Origin of the sequence: Phycicoccus avicenniae (genome assembly GCF_050496545.1) — a bacterium.
Taxonomy (GTDB): Bacteria; Actinomycetota; Actinomycetes; order Actinomycetales; family Dermatophilaceae; genus Phycicoccus; species Phycicoccus avicenniae_A.
In genome coordinates, this window is record NZ_JBNVZV010000010.1 from 84716 (window position 1) to 103081 (window position 18366).

The 18366-nt window shown below is 71.3% G+C and carries 15 protein-coding genes and 1 pseudogene; all 16 read right to left on the reverse strand.

The window, feature by feature from the left end:
- Positions 1-42: 42 nt before the first annotated feature.
- The 16 genes and pseudogenes from ACQZ2A_RS10490 to ACQZ2A_RS10565 all read right to left on the reverse strand — a co-directional run bounded on the left by ACQZ2A_RS10490 (position 43) and on the right by ACQZ2A_RS10565 (position 18336).
- Entirely contained in the window at positions 43-1071 is a 1029-nt protein-coding gene (locus ACQZ2A_RS10490; protein ID WP_430210494.1) for a polyprenyl synthetase family protein, read from the reverse strand.
- Complete coding sequence (gene nuoN, locus ACQZ2A_RS10495) at positions 1068-2630, reverse strand: NADH-quinone oxidoreductase subunit NuoN (protein ID WP_430210497.1); 1563 nt, start codon at positions 2628-2630, stop codon at positions 1068-1070. The genes ACQZ2A_RS10490 and nuoN overlap by 4 nt, the downstream gene beginning before the upstream one ends.
- Positions 2630-4171: an NADH-quinone oxidoreductase subunit M gene (locus tag ACQZ2A_RS10500; RefSeq protein WP_430210500.1), complete on the reverse strand. Its 1542-nt coding sequence runs from the start codon at positions 4169-4171 to the stop codon at positions 2630-2632. Before ACQZ2A_RS10500 ends, nuoN begins: the two co-directional genes overlap by 1 nt.
- On the reverse strand, positions 4168-6081 hold the full coding sequence (gene nuoL / locus ACQZ2A_RS10505) for an NADH-quinone oxidoreductase subunit L (RefSeq protein ID WP_430210633.1): 1914 nt from the start codon (positions 6079-6081) through the stop codon (positions 4168-4170). Before nuoL ends, ACQZ2A_RS10500 begins: the two co-directional genes overlap by 4 nt.
- Positions 6082-6120: 39 nt before the next feature.
- Positions 6121-6420 (reverse strand): NADH-quinone oxidoreductase subunit NuoK, encoded by a 300-nt coding sequence (gene nuoK / locus ACQZ2A_RS10510; protein ID WP_430210503.1) that lies wholly within the window; start codon positions 6418-6420, stop codon positions 6121-6123.
- On the reverse strand, positions 6417-7187 hold the full coding sequence (locus ACQZ2A_RS10515) for an NADH-quinone oxidoreductase subunit J (protein WP_430210506.1): 771 nt from the start codon (positions 7185-7187) through the stop codon (positions 6417-6419). Before ACQZ2A_RS10515 ends, nuoK begins: the two co-directional genes overlap by 4 nt.
- Positions 7184-7798: an NADH-quinone oxidoreductase subunit NuoI gene (gene nuoI / locus ACQZ2A_RS10520; protein ID WP_430210508.1), complete on the reverse strand. Its 615-nt coding sequence runs from the start codon at positions 7796-7798 to the stop codon at positions 7184-7186. The genes ACQZ2A_RS10515 and nuoI overlap by 4 nt, the downstream gene beginning before the upstream one ends.
- On the reverse strand, positions 7791-9170 hold the full coding sequence (nuoH, locus tag ACQZ2A_RS10525) for an NADH-quinone oxidoreductase subunit NuoH (protein ID WP_430210511.1): 1380 nt from the start codon (positions 9168-9170) through the stop codon (positions 7791-7793). The genes nuoI and nuoH overlap by 8 nt, the downstream gene beginning before the upstream one ends.
- On the reverse strand, positions 9167-11644 hold the full coding sequence (locus tag ACQZ2A_RS10530) for an NADH-quinone oxidoreductase subunit G (protein ID WP_430210514.1): 2478 nt from the start codon (positions 11642-11644) through the stop codon (positions 9167-9169). Before ACQZ2A_RS10530 ends, nuoH begins: the two co-directional genes overlap by 4 nt.
- Positions 11641-12969 (reverse strand): NADH-quinone oxidoreductase subunit NuoF, encoded by a 1329-nt coding sequence (gene nuoF / locus ACQZ2A_RS10535; RefSeq protein WP_430210517.1) that lies wholly within the window; start codon positions 12967-12969, stop codon positions 11641-11643. The genes ACQZ2A_RS10530 and nuoF overlap by 4 nt, the downstream gene beginning before the upstream one ends.
- Positions 12970-13298: 329 nt before the next feature.
- Positions 13299-14153, reverse strand: a pseudogene (nuoE, locus tag ACQZ2A_RS10540) (NADH-quinone oxidoreductase subunit NuoE); the annotation flags it as partial.
- A complete protein-coding gene (locus ACQZ2A_RS10545; RefSeq protein WP_430210520.1) occupies positions 14153-15529 on the reverse strand; it encodes an NADH-quinone oxidoreductase subunit D in 1377 nt (458 codons plus the stop codon). The gene ACQZ2A_RS10545 and the pseudogene nuoE, both read right to left, overlap by 1 nt.
- The gene (locus tag ACQZ2A_RS10550; RefSeq protein WP_430210523.1) at positions 15529-16353 is read right to left on the reverse strand and encodes an NADH-quinone oxidoreductase subunit C; all 825 of its coding nucleotides are present in this window, start codon (positions 16351-16353) and stop codon (positions 15529-15531) included. The genes ACQZ2A_RS10545 and ACQZ2A_RS10550 overlap by 1 nt, the downstream gene beginning before the upstream one ends.
- A complete protein-coding gene (locus tag ACQZ2A_RS10555; protein ID WP_430210526.1) occupies positions 16350-16949 on the reverse strand; it encodes a NuoB/complex I 20 kDa subunit family protein in 600 nt (199 codons plus the stop codon). Before ACQZ2A_RS10555 ends, ACQZ2A_RS10550 begins: the two co-directional genes overlap by 4 nt.
- A gap of 61 nt (positions 16950-17010) precedes the next feature.
- Positions 17011-17373: an NADH-quinone oxidoreductase subunit A gene (locus ACQZ2A_RS10560; RefSeq protein WP_430210527.1), complete on the reverse strand. Its 363-nt coding sequence runs from the start codon at positions 17371-17373 to the stop codon at positions 17011-17013.
- 258 nt (positions 17374-17631) lie between these two features.
- Positions 17632-18336 carry a demethylmenaquinone methyltransferase gene (locus ACQZ2A_RS10565; RefSeq protein WP_430210530.1) on the reverse strand — a complete coding sequence of 235 codons (705 nt, stop codon included), beginning with the start codon at positions 18334-18336 and terminating at the stop codon, positions 17632-17634.
- Positions 18337-18366 lie beyond the last annotated feature (30 nt).

Sequence of the window (18366 nt, forward strand, 5' to 3'; positions counted from 1 at the left end):
GTGGTCGCCGAGGCAGCCACTTCCGCACTCGACTCGGGGTGGTCAGCCGACGCGGGTGACGACTCCCGTGGCGAGGGCGTGCAGCGCGTCCTTGGCGTCGCTCGGCGGCAGGGTGTCGAGCACCGCCTGAGCCCGCGACGCCACCGCGAAGGTGTGCTCGCGGGCCTGCTCCATCGCGGGGTGCGCCCGCAGGAGGCGCAGCGCCTCGTCGAGCTCGGCGTCACCGGACAGGTCACCGGTCAGCAGCGACTGCAGCCGCGCGTCGGCCGGGTCGGAGGACGCCAGCACGAACAGCACCGGCAGCGTGCGCTTCCCCTCGCGCAGGTCGGTACCCGGGGTCTTGCCGGTCTCGTCGGCCTCGGAGGAGATGTCGATGAGGTCGTCGGCCAGCTGGAAGGCCATCCCGAGCCGCTCGCCGAACTCGCGCATCGTATCGACCACCTCGGGCGGGCAGCCGCCGAACATCGCGCCGTACCGGGCGGCGGTGGCGATGAGGACTCCGGTCTTGTCGGCGAGCACCTGGAGGTAGTACTCGACCGGGTCCTGGCCCTCCGGGCACGGCCGGTCGTCGCGGATCTGCCCGGCACACAGCCGGACGAAGGTCTGCGCCTGGATCTTCACGGCCTCGGGCCCGAGGTCGGCCACGATGTCGGAGGCCGTGCCGAAGAGCAGGTCACCGACGAGGATCGCGGTCGAGTTGTCGTACAACGCGTTCGCGGACGGCGCCCCGCGCCGCACGTCGGCCTCGTCCATGACGTCGTCGTGGTACAGCGACGCGAGGTGGGTCAGCTCGACCCCTGCGGCCGCGGCGACGACCGACGACGACGAGCCCGACCCGAGCTCGGAGGCCAGCAGCGTCAGCAGCGGCCGGAATCGCTTGCCGCCGGCCAGGGTGAGGTGCGAGGACGCCTGCGCGATGAACGGGTCCTCGTGGTCGACCCGCTCGACGATGAGCGCCTCGACCCGCGCCAGCCCGTCGGCGAGACGCTCACGCAGGCCCTCGCTCGCGCCCGGCAGCGCGAGGACCGAGGGGGTGCCGCGCTGCGCCGTCTCGCCGCCCACCACGCTCACAGCAGGAACTGGGACGCGTTGCCCGCGAGCTGGAGGATGGCGGCCGGCGCGACACCGGCGACGACGGTGACGACGACACCCAGGGTGATGGCGATGGTCGACGGCACCGACGGCTGAAGGGCGACGACGCCCTCGACCGGCTCGGTGAAGTACATGAGCACGATGAGCCGCACGTAGACGAAGGCGGTGACCGCGGACGCGAGCACACCCACCACCACGAGAACCGTTCCGGTGGTCCCGGACTCGACGGCCGGGGCGAACGCGGCGAACTTCGCCGTGAAGCCCGACGTCAGCGGGATGCCCGCGAAGGCCAGCAGGAGGAACGCGAAGACGCCCGCGATGACCGGGTGGTTGCGGCCCAGCCCGGCCCACTGCGACAGGTGCGAGGCCTCGGAGCCGTCCTGGCGCACCATCGTCACGATCGCGAAGGCCGCGATGGTGGTCGCGCCGTAAGCCAGCAGGTAGAACATCACGCCGCCGACCGCGGCCTGCGAGAACGCGAGGACCCCGACGAGGATGAAGCCCGCGTGCGCGACCGACGAGTACGCCAGCAGGCGCTTCACGTCCGTCTGGGTGACCGAGAGCACCGCGCCGACGACCATCGTCAGGACAGCGACGGCCGCGACGCCGATCTGCCAGGACCACCGGTCGGCACCGACGCCGACGTAGGTGAGCCGCAGGATCGCGCCGAACGCGGCGAGCTTGGTGCAGGCGGCCATGAAGCCGGTGACCGGGGTCGGGGCGCCCTGGTAGGCGTCCGGCGTCCACTGGTGGAACGGCACCGCACCGACCTTGAACAGCAGGCCGACGAGGGTGAGCACGACACCGGGCAGCAGCAGGCCGTCCATGTCACCGGAGGTCGTGGTGATGGCCTGGGCGATGGCCTTGAGGTCCGAGGAGCCGGCGTAGCCGAAGAGCAGCGCCGCCCCGAAGAGGAAGAACGCGCTGGAGAACGCCCCGAGGAGGAAGTACTTCAGCGCGGCCTCCTGCGAGAGCAGGCGGCGCCGCCGGGCCAGACCGGTCATCACGTACAGCGGCAGCGAGAGGACCTCGAGGCCGACGAAGAGGGTGATGAGGTCGTTGGCGCTGACGAAGACCATCATCCCAAGCACCGCGAAGAGGGTGAGCGGGAAGACCTCGGAGGTGGCGTACCCGGCGCGGGTGGCCATGTCCTCCTGGGTCGAGCCCGGCGTCGAGGCGCCCATCGGGGTGAAGGCGTCCGAGCCGACGCCGCCGAAGCGCTCGGCCATGACGAGGACGCCGATGACCGACAGGAGCAGCAGCGTGCCCTGGAGGAAGAGCGCGACGCCGTCGACGACGACCGAGCCGCCGAGGGTGACGGCCTGGTGGTCCCGGCTCCAGAGCACGAGGACGGCCAGCGCCGCGACGAGCACGCCGACGGTGAGCCAGACCTGGATCGCGTGCCGGCGGGCGCGCGGCGCGAAGGCCTCGACGAGCACGCCGACCAGCGCACCGGCCACGACGAGCAGCATCGGCATGACCGCGGCGTAGTTGATCGAGACCTGCTGGAACTCGGCGGCGGGCAACGCGGCGGGCATCACTGGGCACTCCCGGAGGCTTCGGCGGTCGCGGGGTCGGTGACGCCGACGATCTGCAGCGTCCGGTCCACGGCCGGGTTGACGAGGTCGAGGACCGGCTTCGGGTAGAAGCCGAGCACGACGAACGAGGCGATGATCGGCGCGACGACCCACTTCTCGCGGTGCGAGAGGTCGCGCGGCGGCGCCTCACCCTCGGGGAACGAGGGCTTCGGGCCGGTCATGACGCGCTGGTACATGAGGAGGATGTAGAGCGCCGCGAGCACGATGCCGAGCGCCGCGATGACCGCCGCCACCTTGTACCGCTGGAAGGTGCCCTGGAGCACGAGGAACTCGGAGACGAACGAGGACAGCCCGGGCAGCGCGAGCGAGGACAGCCCCGCGATGAGGAAGGTCCCGGCGAGCACCGGGGTGACCCGCTGCCAGCCGCCGTAGTCGGGGATCCGCTTGCTGCCGTGGCGCGCCACGAGGAAGCCGGCGATGAGGAACAGCCCGGCGGTCGAGAAGCCGTGGTTGACCATGTAGAGGGTCGACCCGGCGCCGCCGACGCTCGTCATCGCGAAGATGCCGAGGACGATGAAGCCGAAGTGGCTGATCGAGGTGAAGGCGATGAGCCGCATCATGTCGGTCTGCCCGATGGCCAGCAGCGCGCCGTACAGCACCGAGATGACCGCGAGCGTGATGACGACCGGCGTCGCCCACTGCGAGGCCTCCGGGAAGAGCTGGAGGCAGAAGCGGATCATCCCGTAGGTGCCGACCTTGTCGAGGACGCCGACGAGGAGGACGGCCGTCGCCGGCCGCGAGGCGGTGGCGGCGTCCGGGAGCCAGGTGTGCACCGGCCACATCGGGGCCTTGACCGCGAAGGCGAAGAAGAACCCGACGAACATCCAGCGCAGCGCCGCCTCCGAGCCGTCGAGGTTGCCCATGAGCTTCTCGACGAGGAAGCCGTCGGAGCCGCCGGGGCCCACGAAGTAGACGGCGATGACGGCCACGAGCATCACGAGCCCGCCGGCGAGGGAGAACAGCAGGAACTTCATCGCGGCGTACTGCCGGCGCTCGCCGCCGAACAGCCCGATGAGGAAGTACACCGGGATGAGCATGGCCTCGAAGAAGACGTAGAACAGGAAGACGTCGGTGGCGGCGAAGACGCCGACCATGAAGGCCTCGAGGACGAGCATCAGCGCGAAGTAGCGCTTGACGCGGCCCGGCTCGGACTCGTCGACGTCGTTCCACGCCGCGAGCAGGCAGACCGGCGTGAGGATGGCCGCCATGACGATGAGCGAGAGCGCGATGCCGTCGACGCCGAGCGCGTAGGAGACACCGAACTGCGGGATCCACGAGTGGGTCTCGGTGAGCTGGAACATCTGGTCCGAGCCGCTGTCGAAGGCGACCCACGCCGCGACGGCGAGGGCCAGGGTGACCACCGACGCCCCGAGCGCGACGGGCCGCGCGAGCCGCGCCGAGCCCGCGGGCAGCGCCGCGACGACGACCGCGCCGAGCACCGGCACGACCATCATGAGCGTGAGCAGGGGCAGGGAGTTCACTGGATCACCCACAGAGCACCGAGGACGGCGACGACACCGGTGAGCATCGTCAGGGCATACGACCGGGCGTAGCCGGTCTGGAGGCGACGCAGCCTCGAGGAGAACCCGCCGACGAGCGCGGCGAGGCCGCCGGCGGCGCCGTCGACCCCCTTGGCGTCGGCGAAGACGAGCGAACGCGTCAGGTGGATGCCGGGGCGCATGAACAGGCCCTCGTTGACGGCGTCCTGGTAGAGGTCGACGCGAGCGGCGCGGGTGAGCACCGAGCCGCGCGGGGCGACCTCGGGCACGTCGTCACGCCAGTAGCGGGCCCACGCGAGGCCGGCACCGCCGACGACGAAGACCAGCGTCAGCAGGATGAGGATCGGCGCCGCGATGACCGGGTGCTCCTCGCCGTGCTCGCCGACGACCGGCGCCAGCCAGGACACGATCGGGGCGGTCTCGGCGAACGGCCACGCCAGCAGCAGGCCGAGGAAGGCCGACCCACCGGCGAGCACCATCATCGGGACGGTCATGATGCGCGGCGACTCGTGCGGGTGCACGTCGTCGGTCCAGCGCTTCTCGCCGTGGAAGGTCATGAAGAACAGGCGCGACATGTAGAACGCGGTGACGCCGGCACCGACGAGCGCGGCACCGCCGAGCACCCACGGCTTCCAGCCCTCGCCGATGAACGCGGCCTCGATGATCTTGTCCTTGGACCAGAAGCCGGAGAACGGCGGGACACCGAGGATGGCCAGCCAGCCCAGCGCGAACGTGGCCCAGGTGACCTTCATGGCGCCCGACAGCGAGCCGAAGCGCCGCATGTTCACCTGGTCGTTCATGCCGTGCATGACCGAGCCGGCACCGAGGAACATCCCGGCCTTGAAGAAGCCGTGCGTGAGCAGGTGGAAGATCGCGAAGGCGTACCCGACCGGGCCGAGGCCGGCGGCCAGCATCATGTAGCCGATCTGGCTCATCGTGGAGGCCGCGAGGGCCTTCTTGATGTCGTCCTTGGCGCAGCCGACGACCGCACCGAAGAGCAGCGTGACGGCACCGACGAGGGCGACCGCGAGCGCGGCGTCCGGGGCGGCGTCGAAGATGACGTGCGAGCGCACGACGAGGTAGACGCCGGCGGTGACCATCGTCGCCGCGTGGATGAGCGCGGACACCGGCGTCGGGCCGGCCATCGCGTCCCCGAGCCAGGACTGCAGCGGGAACTGCGCCGACTTGCCGCAGGCGCCGACCAGCAGGAGCAGGCCGATCGCGGTGAGCGTGGCCTGGTTCGCGCCGGCGACGCCCTCGTTGACGGTGGCGTAGTCGACGCCGCCGAAGGTGATGAACATCGTCATGATCGCGATGGACAGCCCGAGGTCGCCGACGCGGTTGACGAAGAACGCCTTGTTCGCGGCGGTGGCGTACGCGGGGTTGTGGTTCCAGAACCCGATGAGCAGGTAGGACGCCAGGCCCACGCCCTCCCAGCCGACGAACAGCAGGAGGTAGCTGTCGGCGAGGACGAGCAGGAGCATCGCCGCGACGAACAGGTTGAGGTAGGCGAAGAAGCGCCGCTTGTCGGGGTCGTGCTCCATGTACCCGAGCGAGTACACGTGGATGAGCGACCCGACGAACGTGATGAGCATGACGAACGCGATGGACAGCGGGTCGACCAGCAGCCCTAGGTCGAGCTGGAAGGTCCCCGCCGGCACCCAGTTCCACAGGGTGAGGTGGTGGGCCCGCTCGCCGGCGGCCTGGCCGAGCAGCTGGACGATGACGAGGACGCCCACGCCGAAGCTCGCCCAGGACAGGCCCGTCGCGAGGGCCGGCCCGACCTTGTTCGTGCGTCGCCCGCCGAGGAGCAGGACGGCCGCACCGAGGAGGGGCAGCGCGACGAGGAGCCACGCGAGCGAGGCCATGCCGCTCGCGGGGCCCGCGGTCATCGCGTCGCCCTCGGTGATCAGAGAGTGCACGTCAGCTCCTTACAGCTTCAGCAGGTTCGCGTCGTCGACCGAGGCCGACCGGCGGGACCGGAAGATCGCCATGATGATCGCGAGGCCGACGACGACCTCCGCGGCGGCGACCACCATGACGAAGAGGGCGAGGACCTGGCCGTCGAGCGAGCCGCGCATCCGGGCGAACGTCACGAAGACGAGGTTCGCCGCGTTGAGCATCAGCTCGACGCCCATGAAGACGATGATCGCGTTGCGCCGGGTGAGGACGACCGCCCCACCGATGACGAAGAGGATCGTCGCCAGGTACACGTAGTTGACGAGGCTCATCGCTCGGTGCCCTCCTGGACGTCGCGCTCGATCTGGTGCTCGCCCTCGACGTACAGCTCGGGCGAGCGGTTCTGGTCGCGGGCGGTGAGCACGCGCGAGACCGACAGCTCGGACGGCGTGCCGTCGGGCAGCAGCGCCGGGGTGTCGACGGCGTTGTGCCGCGCGTAGACACCGGGCGCGGGGAGGCCGGCGAGGTGCTCGCCCTCCTTGAAGCGCCGCTTGCTCCACTCCTTCTGGTTCGGGCCCTTGCCGAGGCGCTCGCGGTGCGCGAGCACCATGGCGCCGAGCGCCGCGGTGATGAGGAGGGCGCTGGTCATCTCGAAGACCCACACGTAGCGGCCGAAGATCAGCTGGGCGACGCCGGAGACGTTGCCGGTCTCGCCGTTGACCTGCTCGAGGCCGACGGCCGTGCCCCAGGTGACGTGCCCGACCTGGAAGCCGAGCAGGCCGCCGAGGCCGAGCGCGAGCACCGCAGTGGCCCAGCGCTGCCCGGTGAGGGTCTCGACGAGGCTGTCGCTCGAGTCGACACCGACCAGCATCAGCACGAAGAGGAAGAGCATCATGACCGCGCCGGTGTAGACGAAGATCTGGATGACCCCGAGGAAGTCGGCGTCCTGCGCGATGTAGAAGACGCCGAGGATGATCATCGTCAGCGCCATGCCGAGCGCGGCGTGGACGGCCTTCTTCGCGAAGACCAGGCCGAGGGCGCCGAGGACCGCGAGCGGCCCGAGGATCCAGAACATCACCTCTTCGCCGGTGCCGGTCACGAGGTCACCTCCGCGTCGTCGGTGCGGGTGCGCGCGGCGACGACCTCGCGCTGGGAGTCGACGGCCTCGGTCACCTTCCCGAGGTAGTAGTCGCGCTCCTCCATCCCGTCGGCCATGGGGAACGGCGGGCGGAGCATCCCCGGCTGGAGCGGGGCGAGCAGCTGGTCCTTGGTGAAGATGAGGTCCGCGCGGTTGTTGTCGGCGAGCTCGTACTCGTTGGTCATCGTCAGCGCGCGGGTCGGACAGGCCTCGATGCACAGCCCGCAGAAGATGCAGCGCAGGTAGTTGATCTGGTAGACGCGGCCGTAGCGCTCCCCCGGGCTGAAGCGACCCTCGCCGCCCTCCGAGTCGTCGTTGTCCGCGCCCTCGACGAGGATCGCGTCGGCCGGGCAGGCCCACGCGCACAGCTCGCAGCCGACGCACTTCTCGAGCCCGTCGGGGTGGCGGTTCAGCTGGTGGCGGCCGTGGAAGCGCGGCTGGGTCGGGCGCTTCTCCTCCGGGTACTCCTCGGTGATGACCTTGCGGAACATCGTCGAGAAGGTGACGCCGAAGCCGGCGACGGGGGCGAACAGGTCGGAGAAGAAGCCGGACTTCTTCTGCTCGTCAGCCACGAGTGGCCTCCTTGGTGTCGGACCCGGCGGTCAGGGCCGGCGCGGCGAGCGAGGGCTCGCGCAGGCGCTGGCCGGGCATCGGGGGCACGGGGTGGCCACCGGCGTAGGGGTCGATCTCCTCCGGGACGCGCGGGTGCGATGCCGCCTCGCGGCGCTCGACCCGGCTGTCCCACAGCCATCCCCCGACCAGCGCGGCGACGGCGATGAGGCCGACGAGCGCGAGCGAGATGATGGGGAAGCTGCGTCCGGCGACCACGACGTCGTCACCGAGCCAGCCGTTCTGGCCGGCGCGGAAGAACGCGACGAGGACGACCCAGCCGAGCGTGGCCGGGATGAGGAACTTCCAGCCGAAGCGCATGAACTGGTCGTACCGGACGCGCGGCAGCGAGCCGCGCAGCCAGACGAAGACGAACATGAACGCCCACAGCTTGGCGGTGAACCAGAGCACGCCCCACCAGCCCTCGTTGAACATCCCGTCGTTGATCGCCGCGATGCCGGGGGGCGCCTGGTAGCCACCGAGGAACATCGTCGTGGCCAGGGCCGCGACGGTGAACATGTTGATGTACTCGCCGAGGAAGAACATGGCGAAGCGCATCGAGCCGTACTCGGTGTGGAAGCCACCGGTGAGCTCGCCCTCGCCCTCGGCGAGGTCGAACGGGAGGCGGTTGGTCTCGCCGACCATCGTGATGACGTAGACGAAGAAGCTGAAGAACGCCGGCACGACGAACCAGAGGCCGTTCTGCGCGTTGACGATCTGCGAGGTGGACATCGAGCCGGCGTAGAGGAAGACGGCGACGAGCGAGAGGCCCATCGCGATCTCGTAGGAGATCATCTGCGCCGACGCGCGCAGGCCACCCATGAGCGGGTAGGGCGAGCCGGAGGACCAGCCGGCGAGCACGACGCCGTAGATGCCGATGCCCGCGACGGCGAGCACGAGGAGCACCGCGACGGGGGTGTCGGTGAGCTGGAACGGCGTGGAGTGCCCGAACATCGAGACCTCGCCGGCCAGCGGCATGATCGAGAACGAGACGAAGCACATCGTCGCCGTGATGAGCGGCGCGAGGGTGAAGACGAACGCGTCGGACGCCTTGGGCCGCACGTCCTCCTTGAGCATCGACTTCATGCCGTCGGCGAGGGTCTGCAGCAGGCCGAACGGGCCGTTGCGGTTCGGGCCCGGGCGCTGCTGCATCCGGCCGATGACGCGGCGCTCGAACCAGATGACGAGCAGCGTCGAGACCAGCAGGTACACGAAGATGATGAGGGCCTTGACCAGGCTCAGCCACATCGGGGTGTCGCTGAAGTCGGCCCGGGGGTTGTCCGAGTTCGCAGTCGCCAGCGCGACGAGCTCGGGGACTGCGGCGACCGCGCTCATGCGGACCCCTCCTTGGTGACGGTGACGAGCGCACCGGGTGCGCCCGCGAGGGTCGCCCGCAGGTCGCAGCCCTGCGAGTTCGTGGGGAGCCAGACGACGTGGTCGGCCATCTCGTGGACGAGCGCCGGGGCGACGACGGTGGTGCCGCCGGCGACGACGCGCAGCTCCTCGCCGTCCGCGACACCGAGCGCCGCGGCCGTGGCGGCCGAGACCCGGGCCCGCGGGCGCGGGGCGGTGCCGGCCAGGTGCGGCTCACCGTCCTGGAGCGACCCCTTGTCGAGGAGGTGACGCCAGGTGGCGAGGACGAGCGTGCCGGGCTCGAGGCTCGGCACCTCGCCGGCCTCGACCTGCGGGGCGGCCGGACGGGCGCCGGCCCACGGGCCGAGCTGCTGCATCTCGGCGCGGACCTCGCGCAGCGTGCGCGTGGCGAGGAACTCGCCCATCTCGTCGGCGAGCATGTCGAGGGCGCGGTAGTCGCTGACGTAGGAGGTGTCCAGAGCGGCCTCGAAGGCCCGCGGACGACCCTCCCAGTCGACGAACGTGCCGCCCTTCTCGGCGTGCGCCGCGACGGGCAGGACGACGTCGGCGTGCTCGGTGACCGCCGAGGGGCGGATCTCGAGGGAGACGACGAACGCGGTCGAGAACGCATCGGCCGCACCGGCGGTGCCGATGTCGGCGGGGTCGACCCCACCGACGACGAGCGCACCGAGCTCACCGGACGCGGCCGCGGCGAGGATGCCGGCGGTGTCGCGGCCGGAGGCCTCGGGGACCGAGGCGACGCCCCACGCGGAGGCGACCTCGGCGCGGGCGGCGGCGTCGGCGACCGGACGGCCACCGGGCAGCAGGGTGGGCAGCGCGCCGGCCTCGAGGGCACCGCGCTCCCCCGCCCGACGGGGCACCCACGCGAGGCGGGCGCCGGTGGCCTCGGCGAGGGCGACCGCGGCGCTCAGCGCGCCGGGGACCATCGCGAGGCGCTCGCCGACGAGGAGGACGCCGCCCTCGCGCAGCGCGGACGCGGCGGCCTCGACGGCCTCGGTGCCCGAGCCGTCGGCGAGGGCCCGCAGGACCTCGGGCTCGGTGCCGGGAGCGGTGGGGATGAGGGTGCCACCGGTCTTGGCCAGGCCGCGGGTGGCGACCGGGCCGACACCGAACACGCGGGTGCCGTTGCGGCGGAACCCCTTGCGGAGGCGGAGGAAGACGATGGGCGACTCGTCCTCGGGCTCGAAGCCGACGTGGACGACGGCCTTCGCGGCCTCGAGGTCGGCGTAGGTGACGGCGCCACCGGCCGGGCCCGTGCCGACGACCGTGGAGGCGAGGAAGTCGGCCTCCTCGGCGGAGTGCGGGCGGGCGCGGAAGTCGACGTCGTTCGTGCCGAGCACGGTGCGGGCGAACTTCGAGTACGCGTAGGCGTCCTCGGCGCTCACCCGGCCGCCGACGAGCACGCCGGTGCCCGAGGCCGCACGCAGCCCGGCCGCGGCCCGCTCGAGGGCCTCGCGCCACGAGGCGACCCGCAGCTTCCCGTCCTCGCCGCGGACCATCGGCAGCTCGAGGCGGTCACCGACACCGGTGTACGCGAACGCCCACCGGCCCTTGTCGCAGTTCCACTCGTCGTTGACGGCGGGGTCGGCCTGGGCCATCCGGCGCAGGACGGTGCCGCGGCGGTGGTCGGTGCGCTGGGCGCAGCCGCTGGCGCAGTGCTCGCAGACGCTCGGGGTCGACACGAGGTCGAACGGGCGGCTGCGGAAGCGGTAGGCCGCACCGGTGAGCGCGCCCACCGGGCAGATCTGGACGGTGTTGCCGGAGAAGTAGGACTCGAACGGCTTCTCCTCGTAGATGCCGACCTGCTGCAGCGCGCCGCGCTCGACGAGGGCGATGAACGGGTCACCGGCGACCTGGTCGGAGAAGCGGGTGCAGCGGGCGCAGAGCACGCAGCGCTCGCGGTCGAGGAGGACCTGCGAGGAGATCTTGATCGGCTTGGGGTAGGTGCGCTTGACGTCCTCGAAGCGCGAGGTGCCGCGGCCGTTGCTCATCGCCTGGTTCTGCAGCGGGCACTCGCCACCCTTGTCGCAGACCGGGCAGTCCAGCGGGTGGTTGATGAGCAGCAGCTCCATGACGCCCTTCTGCGCCTTGTCGGCGCCCTCGGACGTGTACTGCGTCTTGACGACCATGCCGGGGGCGACGGTCATCGTGCAGGAGGCCTGCGGCTTCATCCGGCCGGGCGGACCCTGCATCTGGGTCGGCTCGCCGGGCGTGCCGTCGGGGCCGGGGCGGCCGGGCATCCAGACCTCGACGAGGCACTGGCGGCAGGCGCCGACGGGGTCCAGGCCGGGGTGGTCGCAGAACCGCGGGATGTCGATCCCGGCGGTCTCGGCGGCGCGGATGATGAGGGTGCCCTTGGGCACCGCCACCTCGACGTCGTCGATGGTCAGCGTGACGAGCTCGACCGGGGCCTGGGTCTCGGGCGTGGCAGTCATGCGGAGACGGTCTCCTTCGCGCCGCCGTCCTTGGCCCACACGGTCGAGGCGGCCCGGTCGAACGGGCAGCCTCCGTGGGTCAGGTGGGCGACGTACTCGTCGCGGAAGTACTGGATCGAGCTCGTGATCGGGCTCGTCGCGCCGTCACCGAGGGCGCAGAAGCTGCGCCCGAGGATGTTGTCGCAGATGTCGAGGAGCTTGTCGAGGTCCTCCTCGGACCCCTGCCCGTGCTCGAGCCGGCCGAGGATCTGCTTCAGCCACCACGTGCCCTCGCGGCACGGGGTGCACTTGCCGCAGGACTCGTGCCGGTAGAAGTCGGTCCAGCGGTCGACGGCGCGCACGACGCAGACCGTCTCGTCGAAGACCTGGAGGGCGCGGGTGCCGAGCATCGAGCCGGCCGCGGCGACCGACTCGAAGTCGAGCGGCACGTCGAGGTGCTCGGCGGTGAAGAGCGGCGTGCTCGACCCGCCGGGGGTCCAGAACTTCAGCTCCTTGTCGGGGTCGCGCATCCCGCCGGCGAGGTCGATGAGCTCGCGCATCGTGATGCCGAGCGGCGCCTCGAACTGGCCGGGGTTCTTCACGTGCCCGGAGAGCGAGAAGATGCCGAAGCCGGTGGACTTCTCGGTGCCCATGCCGGTGAACCAGTCGACGCCCTCGAGGACGATGCCGGGGACCGAGGCGATGGACTCGACGTTGTTGACCGAGGTCGGGCGGGCGTAGAGGCCCGCGGCGCCCGGGAACGGCGGCTTGCTGCGGGGCTGGCCGCGGCGGCCCTCGAGGGAGTCGAGGAGCGCGGTCTCCTCGCCGCAGATGTAGGCGCCGGCGCCGGCGTGCACGGTGATCTCGACGGTCCTGCCCGAGCCGTTGATGTCCGTGCCGAGCAGGCCGGCCGCGCGGGCCTCCTCGACGGCGCGCATCAGGCGGCGGTAGACGTGGACGACCTCGCCGCGCAGGTAGATGAACGCGTGCTCGCAGCCGATGGCGATCGAGCTGATGATCACGCCCTCGATGAGCACGTGCGGGTTGGCCATCATCAGCGGGATGTCCTTGCACGTGCCCGGCTCGGACTCGTCGGCGTTGACGACGAGGTAGCGGGGGCCGCCGTCCGGCGGGGCCATGAAGGACCACTTCATGCCGGTGGGGAACCCGGCGCCGCCACGGCCGCGCAGGCTGGAGTCCTTGACCATCCCGAGGATGTCGGCGGGCTCCATGCCGAGGGCCTTGTCGAGGGCCTTGTAGCCGCCGCCCTCGCGGTAGGTCTTCAGGGTCCAGGACGTGGCGTGGTCCCAGTCCTTGCTGAGGATGGGGGTCAGCGTGCTCGCCATCACTCGCCCTTCCCGTCGGTGCTGTCGTCGGTGTCGGCGGCGTCGAAGAGGGTGGCGGCCGGGGTGGCGTCGTCGTCGACGGGCACCGAGGCGCTCTGCGCGGAGACGTTGGCGGCCCGGTCCGCGGCCTTCTGCGGGTCGGCGCCCTGGACCGGGGCGACGTCGACGCGGTCGGCGGCGGCCTCGGCCTGGCGCGCAACCCCGCTCACGCCGTCACCGGTGGAGACGACGGGCGGGCCGTCGGCGGCCTCCGGGGCCACCTTGTCGCCGGCCTTCTTCGCCGCCCGCTTCGCGGCCGTCTTCTTCGCCGGCTTCTCGTCACCGGGGGTGTCGTCGGACTCGTCGCGCTCGGCGGCGGGCTCGACCTTGTCGGCCTTCGCGTCGTCGGAGGCCGGGGTGACCTCGGTGCTGCCGGGGGCCTTGGCCGCGGCCGTCGCGCCCGCGCCGCCGGAGCCGTTGGCCGAGCCGCCCTCGGGCGCCTCCCAGCCGTGCCGCTTGGCGAGCTCGAGGCCGACGAGCGAGGCATGGCCCGCGCCGACGCCCTCGTCGGCGAGACCGTCGGAGAACCCGGCGAGGGTGCGGCTGACCTGCTTGAAGGTGCAGACGCGGTTCGGGCCGCGGGTGGGCTTGACGTCCTTGCCCTCGCGCAGCTCGTCGACGAGCTGCTTCGTGGACTCGGGGGTCTGGTTGTCGAAGAACTCCCAGTTGGCCATCACGACGGGCGCGTAGTCGCAGGCCGCGTTGCACTCGACCCGCTCGAGGGTGATCTTGCCGTCCTCGGTGGTCTCGTCGTGACCGATGCCGAGGTGCTCGGAGACCGACTCCCAGATCTCGTCGCCGCCCATGACGGCGCACAGGGTGTTGGTGCAGACACCGACCGTGTACTCGCCGTTGGGGTGGCGCTTGTACTGCGTGTAGAACGTCGCGACCCCGCTGACCTCGGCCGTGCTGAGGTCGAGCAGCTCGGCGCACAGGTCGATGCCGCGACCCGTGACGTAGCCGTCGACGGACTGGACGAGGTGGAGCAGCGGGAGCAGCGCCGACCGCTTCTGCGGGTAGCGCGCGATCACCTGCGCGGCGTCGGCGCGGAACTGCGCCTCGACGTCGGCGGGGTAACGCTCCTTGGACTCCTCGGGCACCGTGAGGTGCCCGGAAGCGGACTGCAGACCGAAGTCACCGGCCATCAGCGGTCGACACCTCCCATGACGGGGTCGATGGAGGCGACGGCGACGATGACGTCGGCGACCTGCGAGCCTTCGCACATCGCGGCCGTGGCCTGGAGGTTGTTGAAGCTCGGGTCGCGGAAGTGCGCCCGGTAGGGGCGGGTGCCGCCGTCGGAGACGGTGTGGCAGCCCAGCTCGCCCTTCGCGGACTCGACGGCGGCGTAGGCCTGGCCCGGCGGCACGCGGAAGCCCTCGGTGACGAGCTTGAAGTGGTGGATCAGGGCCTCCATGGAGGTGCCCATGATCTCGCGGATGTGGTCGAGGCTGTTGCCCTGGCCGTCGCCGCCGATGGCCAGCTGGGCCGGCCAGGCGATCTTCTTGTCCTCGACCATGACCGGCTGGCCCTCGGTGCGCTGGAGACGGTCGAGGCACTGCTCGACGATCTTCAGCGACTCGTACATCTCGTCGATGCGGATGCGCAGGCGGTCGTAGGCGTCGCACCCGGTGCGGGTGACGACCTCGAAGTCGTAGGTCTCGTACCCGCAGTACGGGTCGGACTTGCGCAGGTCGTGCGGCAGGCCGGTGGAGCGCAGGACCGGGCCGGTGACGCCGAGGGCGATGCAGCCGGTGAGGTCGAGGTAGCCGACGCCGACCGTGCGGCCCTTGAGCAGCGGGTTCTCGTTGAGGAGGGCCTCGAGCTCGCCGAGCCCGCGGCGCAGCTCGGTGATGACGCCGCGCACCATCGCGACCGCGCCGTGCGGGACGTCCTGGGCGACGCCGCCGGGGCGGATGTAGGCGTTGTTCATCCGCAGGCCGGTGACCGCCTCGAAGACGCGCAGGATGCGCTCGCGCTCGCGGAAGCCGACCGTCATCACGGTGGTCGCGCCCATCTCCATGCCGCCGGTGCCGAGGGCCACGAGGTGGGAGTTGATGCGGGTGAGCTCCATCATCATCACGCGGATGATCGAGGCGCGCTCGGGGATGCGGTCGGTGATGCCGAGCAGCTTCTCGATGGAGAGGCAGTAGGCCGTCTCCTGGAACATCGGCGTCAGGTAGTCCATCCGGGTGCAGAACGTGACGCCCTGCGTCCAGGTGCGGAACTCCATGTTCTTCTCGATGCCGGTGTGCAGGTAGCCGATGCCCGCGCGGGCCTCGGTGACCGTCTCGCCGTCGAGCTCGAGGATGAGGCGGAGCACACCGTGGGTGGACGGGTGCTGCGGGCCCATGTTGACGACGATCCGCTCTTCGTGGAGGGCGGTGGCCTCGTCGACGAGGTCGTTCCAGTCGCCGCCGGAGACGGTGAAGACGCGGGCGCCCTCGGTGTCGTCGTCGACGGACGCGCCGTACGGGTCGACGGTGGGCTCGTCGGTCACGGTGTCCTGCTCGTGGGTCGTCATCAGCTGTACGCCCTCCGCTGGTCCGGCGGCGGCACGACGCCGCCCTTGTACTCGACGGGGATGCCGCCGAGGGGGTAGTCCTTGCGCTGCGGGTGGCCCGGCCAGTCGTCGGGCATGAGGATGCGGGTGAGCGCGGGGTGGCCGTCGAACTCGATGCCGAACATGTCCCAGGTCTCGCGCTCGTGCCAGTCGTTGCCCGGCCAGACCTCGACGACCGACGGGATGTGCGGGTCGGTGTCGGGGCAGGTGACCTCGAGGCGGATGCGGCGGCTGCCGTGGGTGATCGAGAGCAGCGGGTAGACGGCGTGCAGCTCGCGGCCGGCCTCGCCCGGGTAGTGCACGCCCGAGACGCCCATGCACATCTCGAAGCGCAGCGCCGGGTGGTCGCGCAGCGTGCGGGCGACCTGCAGGAGGTGCTCGCGGCGCACGAAGAGGGTCATCTCGCCGCGGTCGACCACGACCTTCTCGACGGCGGCGTCGAGGCCGCCCTCGAGGGCCTGGCCGAGGGTGTCGGCGACCTCGTCGTGGAACCCGCCGTACGGGCGCGGGCTGGCGCCGGGCAGGAGGGTGGGGGTGACGAGCCCGCCGTAGCCGGAGGTGTCCTGGCCGCGGGTGGCGCCGAACATGCCGCGCCGCTCGCCGATCTGGACCGGCTCGCCGGCCTCGCCGTCACCGGTGAGCTCGACGACGCGGCCGCCGCCGGTGTGCTGGGCGGTGTCCGAGGAGCGGGGGTCGTCGTCGGTGCGCGTCTGCGCCGAGTCGACCTCCTTGTCGGGGATCGGCTGGACGGGGCTGTCGTCGCTGCGCTTGCTGTCGTCGCTCATGCGAGGAGGTTCTTCCCGGCCGGGGCCGCGAGGTGGGCGAGGTGGTCGTGGGTGGGGGCCATCTGCGAGGTCGGGGTGGCGCGCAGGGCGGCCTCCTCGGCGGCGCGGGCAGCCGCGATGCGGTTGACGCCGAGCTTGCTGTTCTGGATCTGGTCGTGCAGCTCGATGATCGCGTTGAGCAGCATCTCCGGGCGCGGCGGGCAGCCGGGCAGGTAGATGTCGACCGGGATGACGTGGTCGACGCCCTGGACGATGGCGTAGTTGTTGAACATGCCGCCCGAGGACGCGCAGACGCCCATCGAGATGACCCACTTGGGGTTGGGCATCTGGTCGTAGACCTGGCGCACGACGGGGGCCATCTTCTGGCTGACCCGGCCGGCGACGATCATCAGGTCGGCCTGGCGCGGGGTCGCGCTGAAGCGCTCCATGCCGAAGCGGGCGATGTCGTAGTCGGGGGTGCCGACGGCCATCATCTCGATGGCGCAGCAGGCCAGGCCGAAGGTCGCGGGCCAGATCGAGGCCTTGCGCATGTAGCCGGCGACGTTCTCCAGCGTCGTGAGGACGAACCCTGCGGGCAGCTTCTCCTCGAGTCCCATCACGCCTCCCGGGCGGTGTCGACGGTCGTGCAGGTGGTGGTCGGTGCGGTGCGTGCGGCGCTCAGTCCCACTCGAGACCGCCCCGCTTCCAGACGTAGGCGTAGGCGACGAAGACGGTGAGGATGAACAGCACCATCTCGACGAGGGCGAAGAGGCCGAGCTGGTCGAAGGCCACGGCGAAGGGGTAGAGGAAGACCGACTCGATGTCGAAGATGATGAAGAGCATCGCGGTCAGGAAGTACTTGATCGGCACGCGGCCGCCGCCCGTGGCGCGGGGGGTGGGCTGGATGCCGCACTCGTAGGCCTCGAGCTTGGCGCGGTTGTAGCGCTTCGGCCCGACGACGAGGCTCGTCCCCACCGACAGCGCCGCGAAGCCGAAGCCGAGCGCCAGGAGGATGAGGAGGGGGACGTAGGGGTTGCTCATCGCGGGCGAACTCCCCTTTCGCTGCTCGGGTTCGTCGGGTGGTCGACGGGCGCCGGGGCCGCGTGCGGCGTCCCGGCCATCCTAGGGGTCGTGACGTACGTCGCACCCAGGGGCGTCTCGCGCCCCTGAGCAGCGCGGTCGCCCGCGCGCGGCGTGGTGGTCACCGGGTCCTCTGCTGCTGGTCGTGCCTGCTTGTGAACGTGTTCACGAACGTCGGAAGTCTAGGCCGCACCTCCGACGACCTGCACTCAGGTATGCCTAACCCTCGACGGGCGCCTTCGTCGCGCGGTGCAGGGCGACGATGCCGCCGCTGAGGTCGCGCCACTGGACCCCGGTCCAGCCGGCGTCGGCGACCTGGCGGGCGAGGCCCCGCTGGTCGGGCCAGGCGCGGATCGACTCGGCGAGGTAGACGTAGGACTCGGGGTTCGAGCTGACCTTGCGGGCCACCGGCGGCAGCGCGCGCATCAGGTAGTTCGTGTAGACGGTGCGGAAGGCGCCGTTGGTCGGGGTGCTGAACTCGCACACCACGAGTCGCCCGCCGGGCTTGGTGACCCGGTGGAACTCGCGCAGGGCGGCGGAGGGGTCGGCGACGTTGCGCAGGCCGAAGCTCATCGTCACGACGTCGAAGCTCGCGTCGGCGAAGGGCAGGTTCATCGCGTCGGCCGCGGTGAAGCCGAGGTCGGAGCGGCGGCGGTGACCGACGCGCAGCATCCCGAGCGAGAAGTCGGCCGGGACGACGTCGACGCCGGAGTCGGCGAAGGGCTCGCTGCTCGTGCCGGTGCCCGCGGCGATGTCCAGGACGCGCTGGCCGGGCTTCGCGTCGCAGGCGGCGACGACGGCGCGGCGCCACAGCCGGTCCTGACCGAGGGAGAGCACGTCGTTCGTCACGTCGTAGCGGGTGGCGACGTCGTCGAACATCGCGGCGACGTCGCGGGGGTCCTTCTCGAGGGAGGCGCGGGACATGGTGGCCATCCTCGCACCGATGCCCGGGGC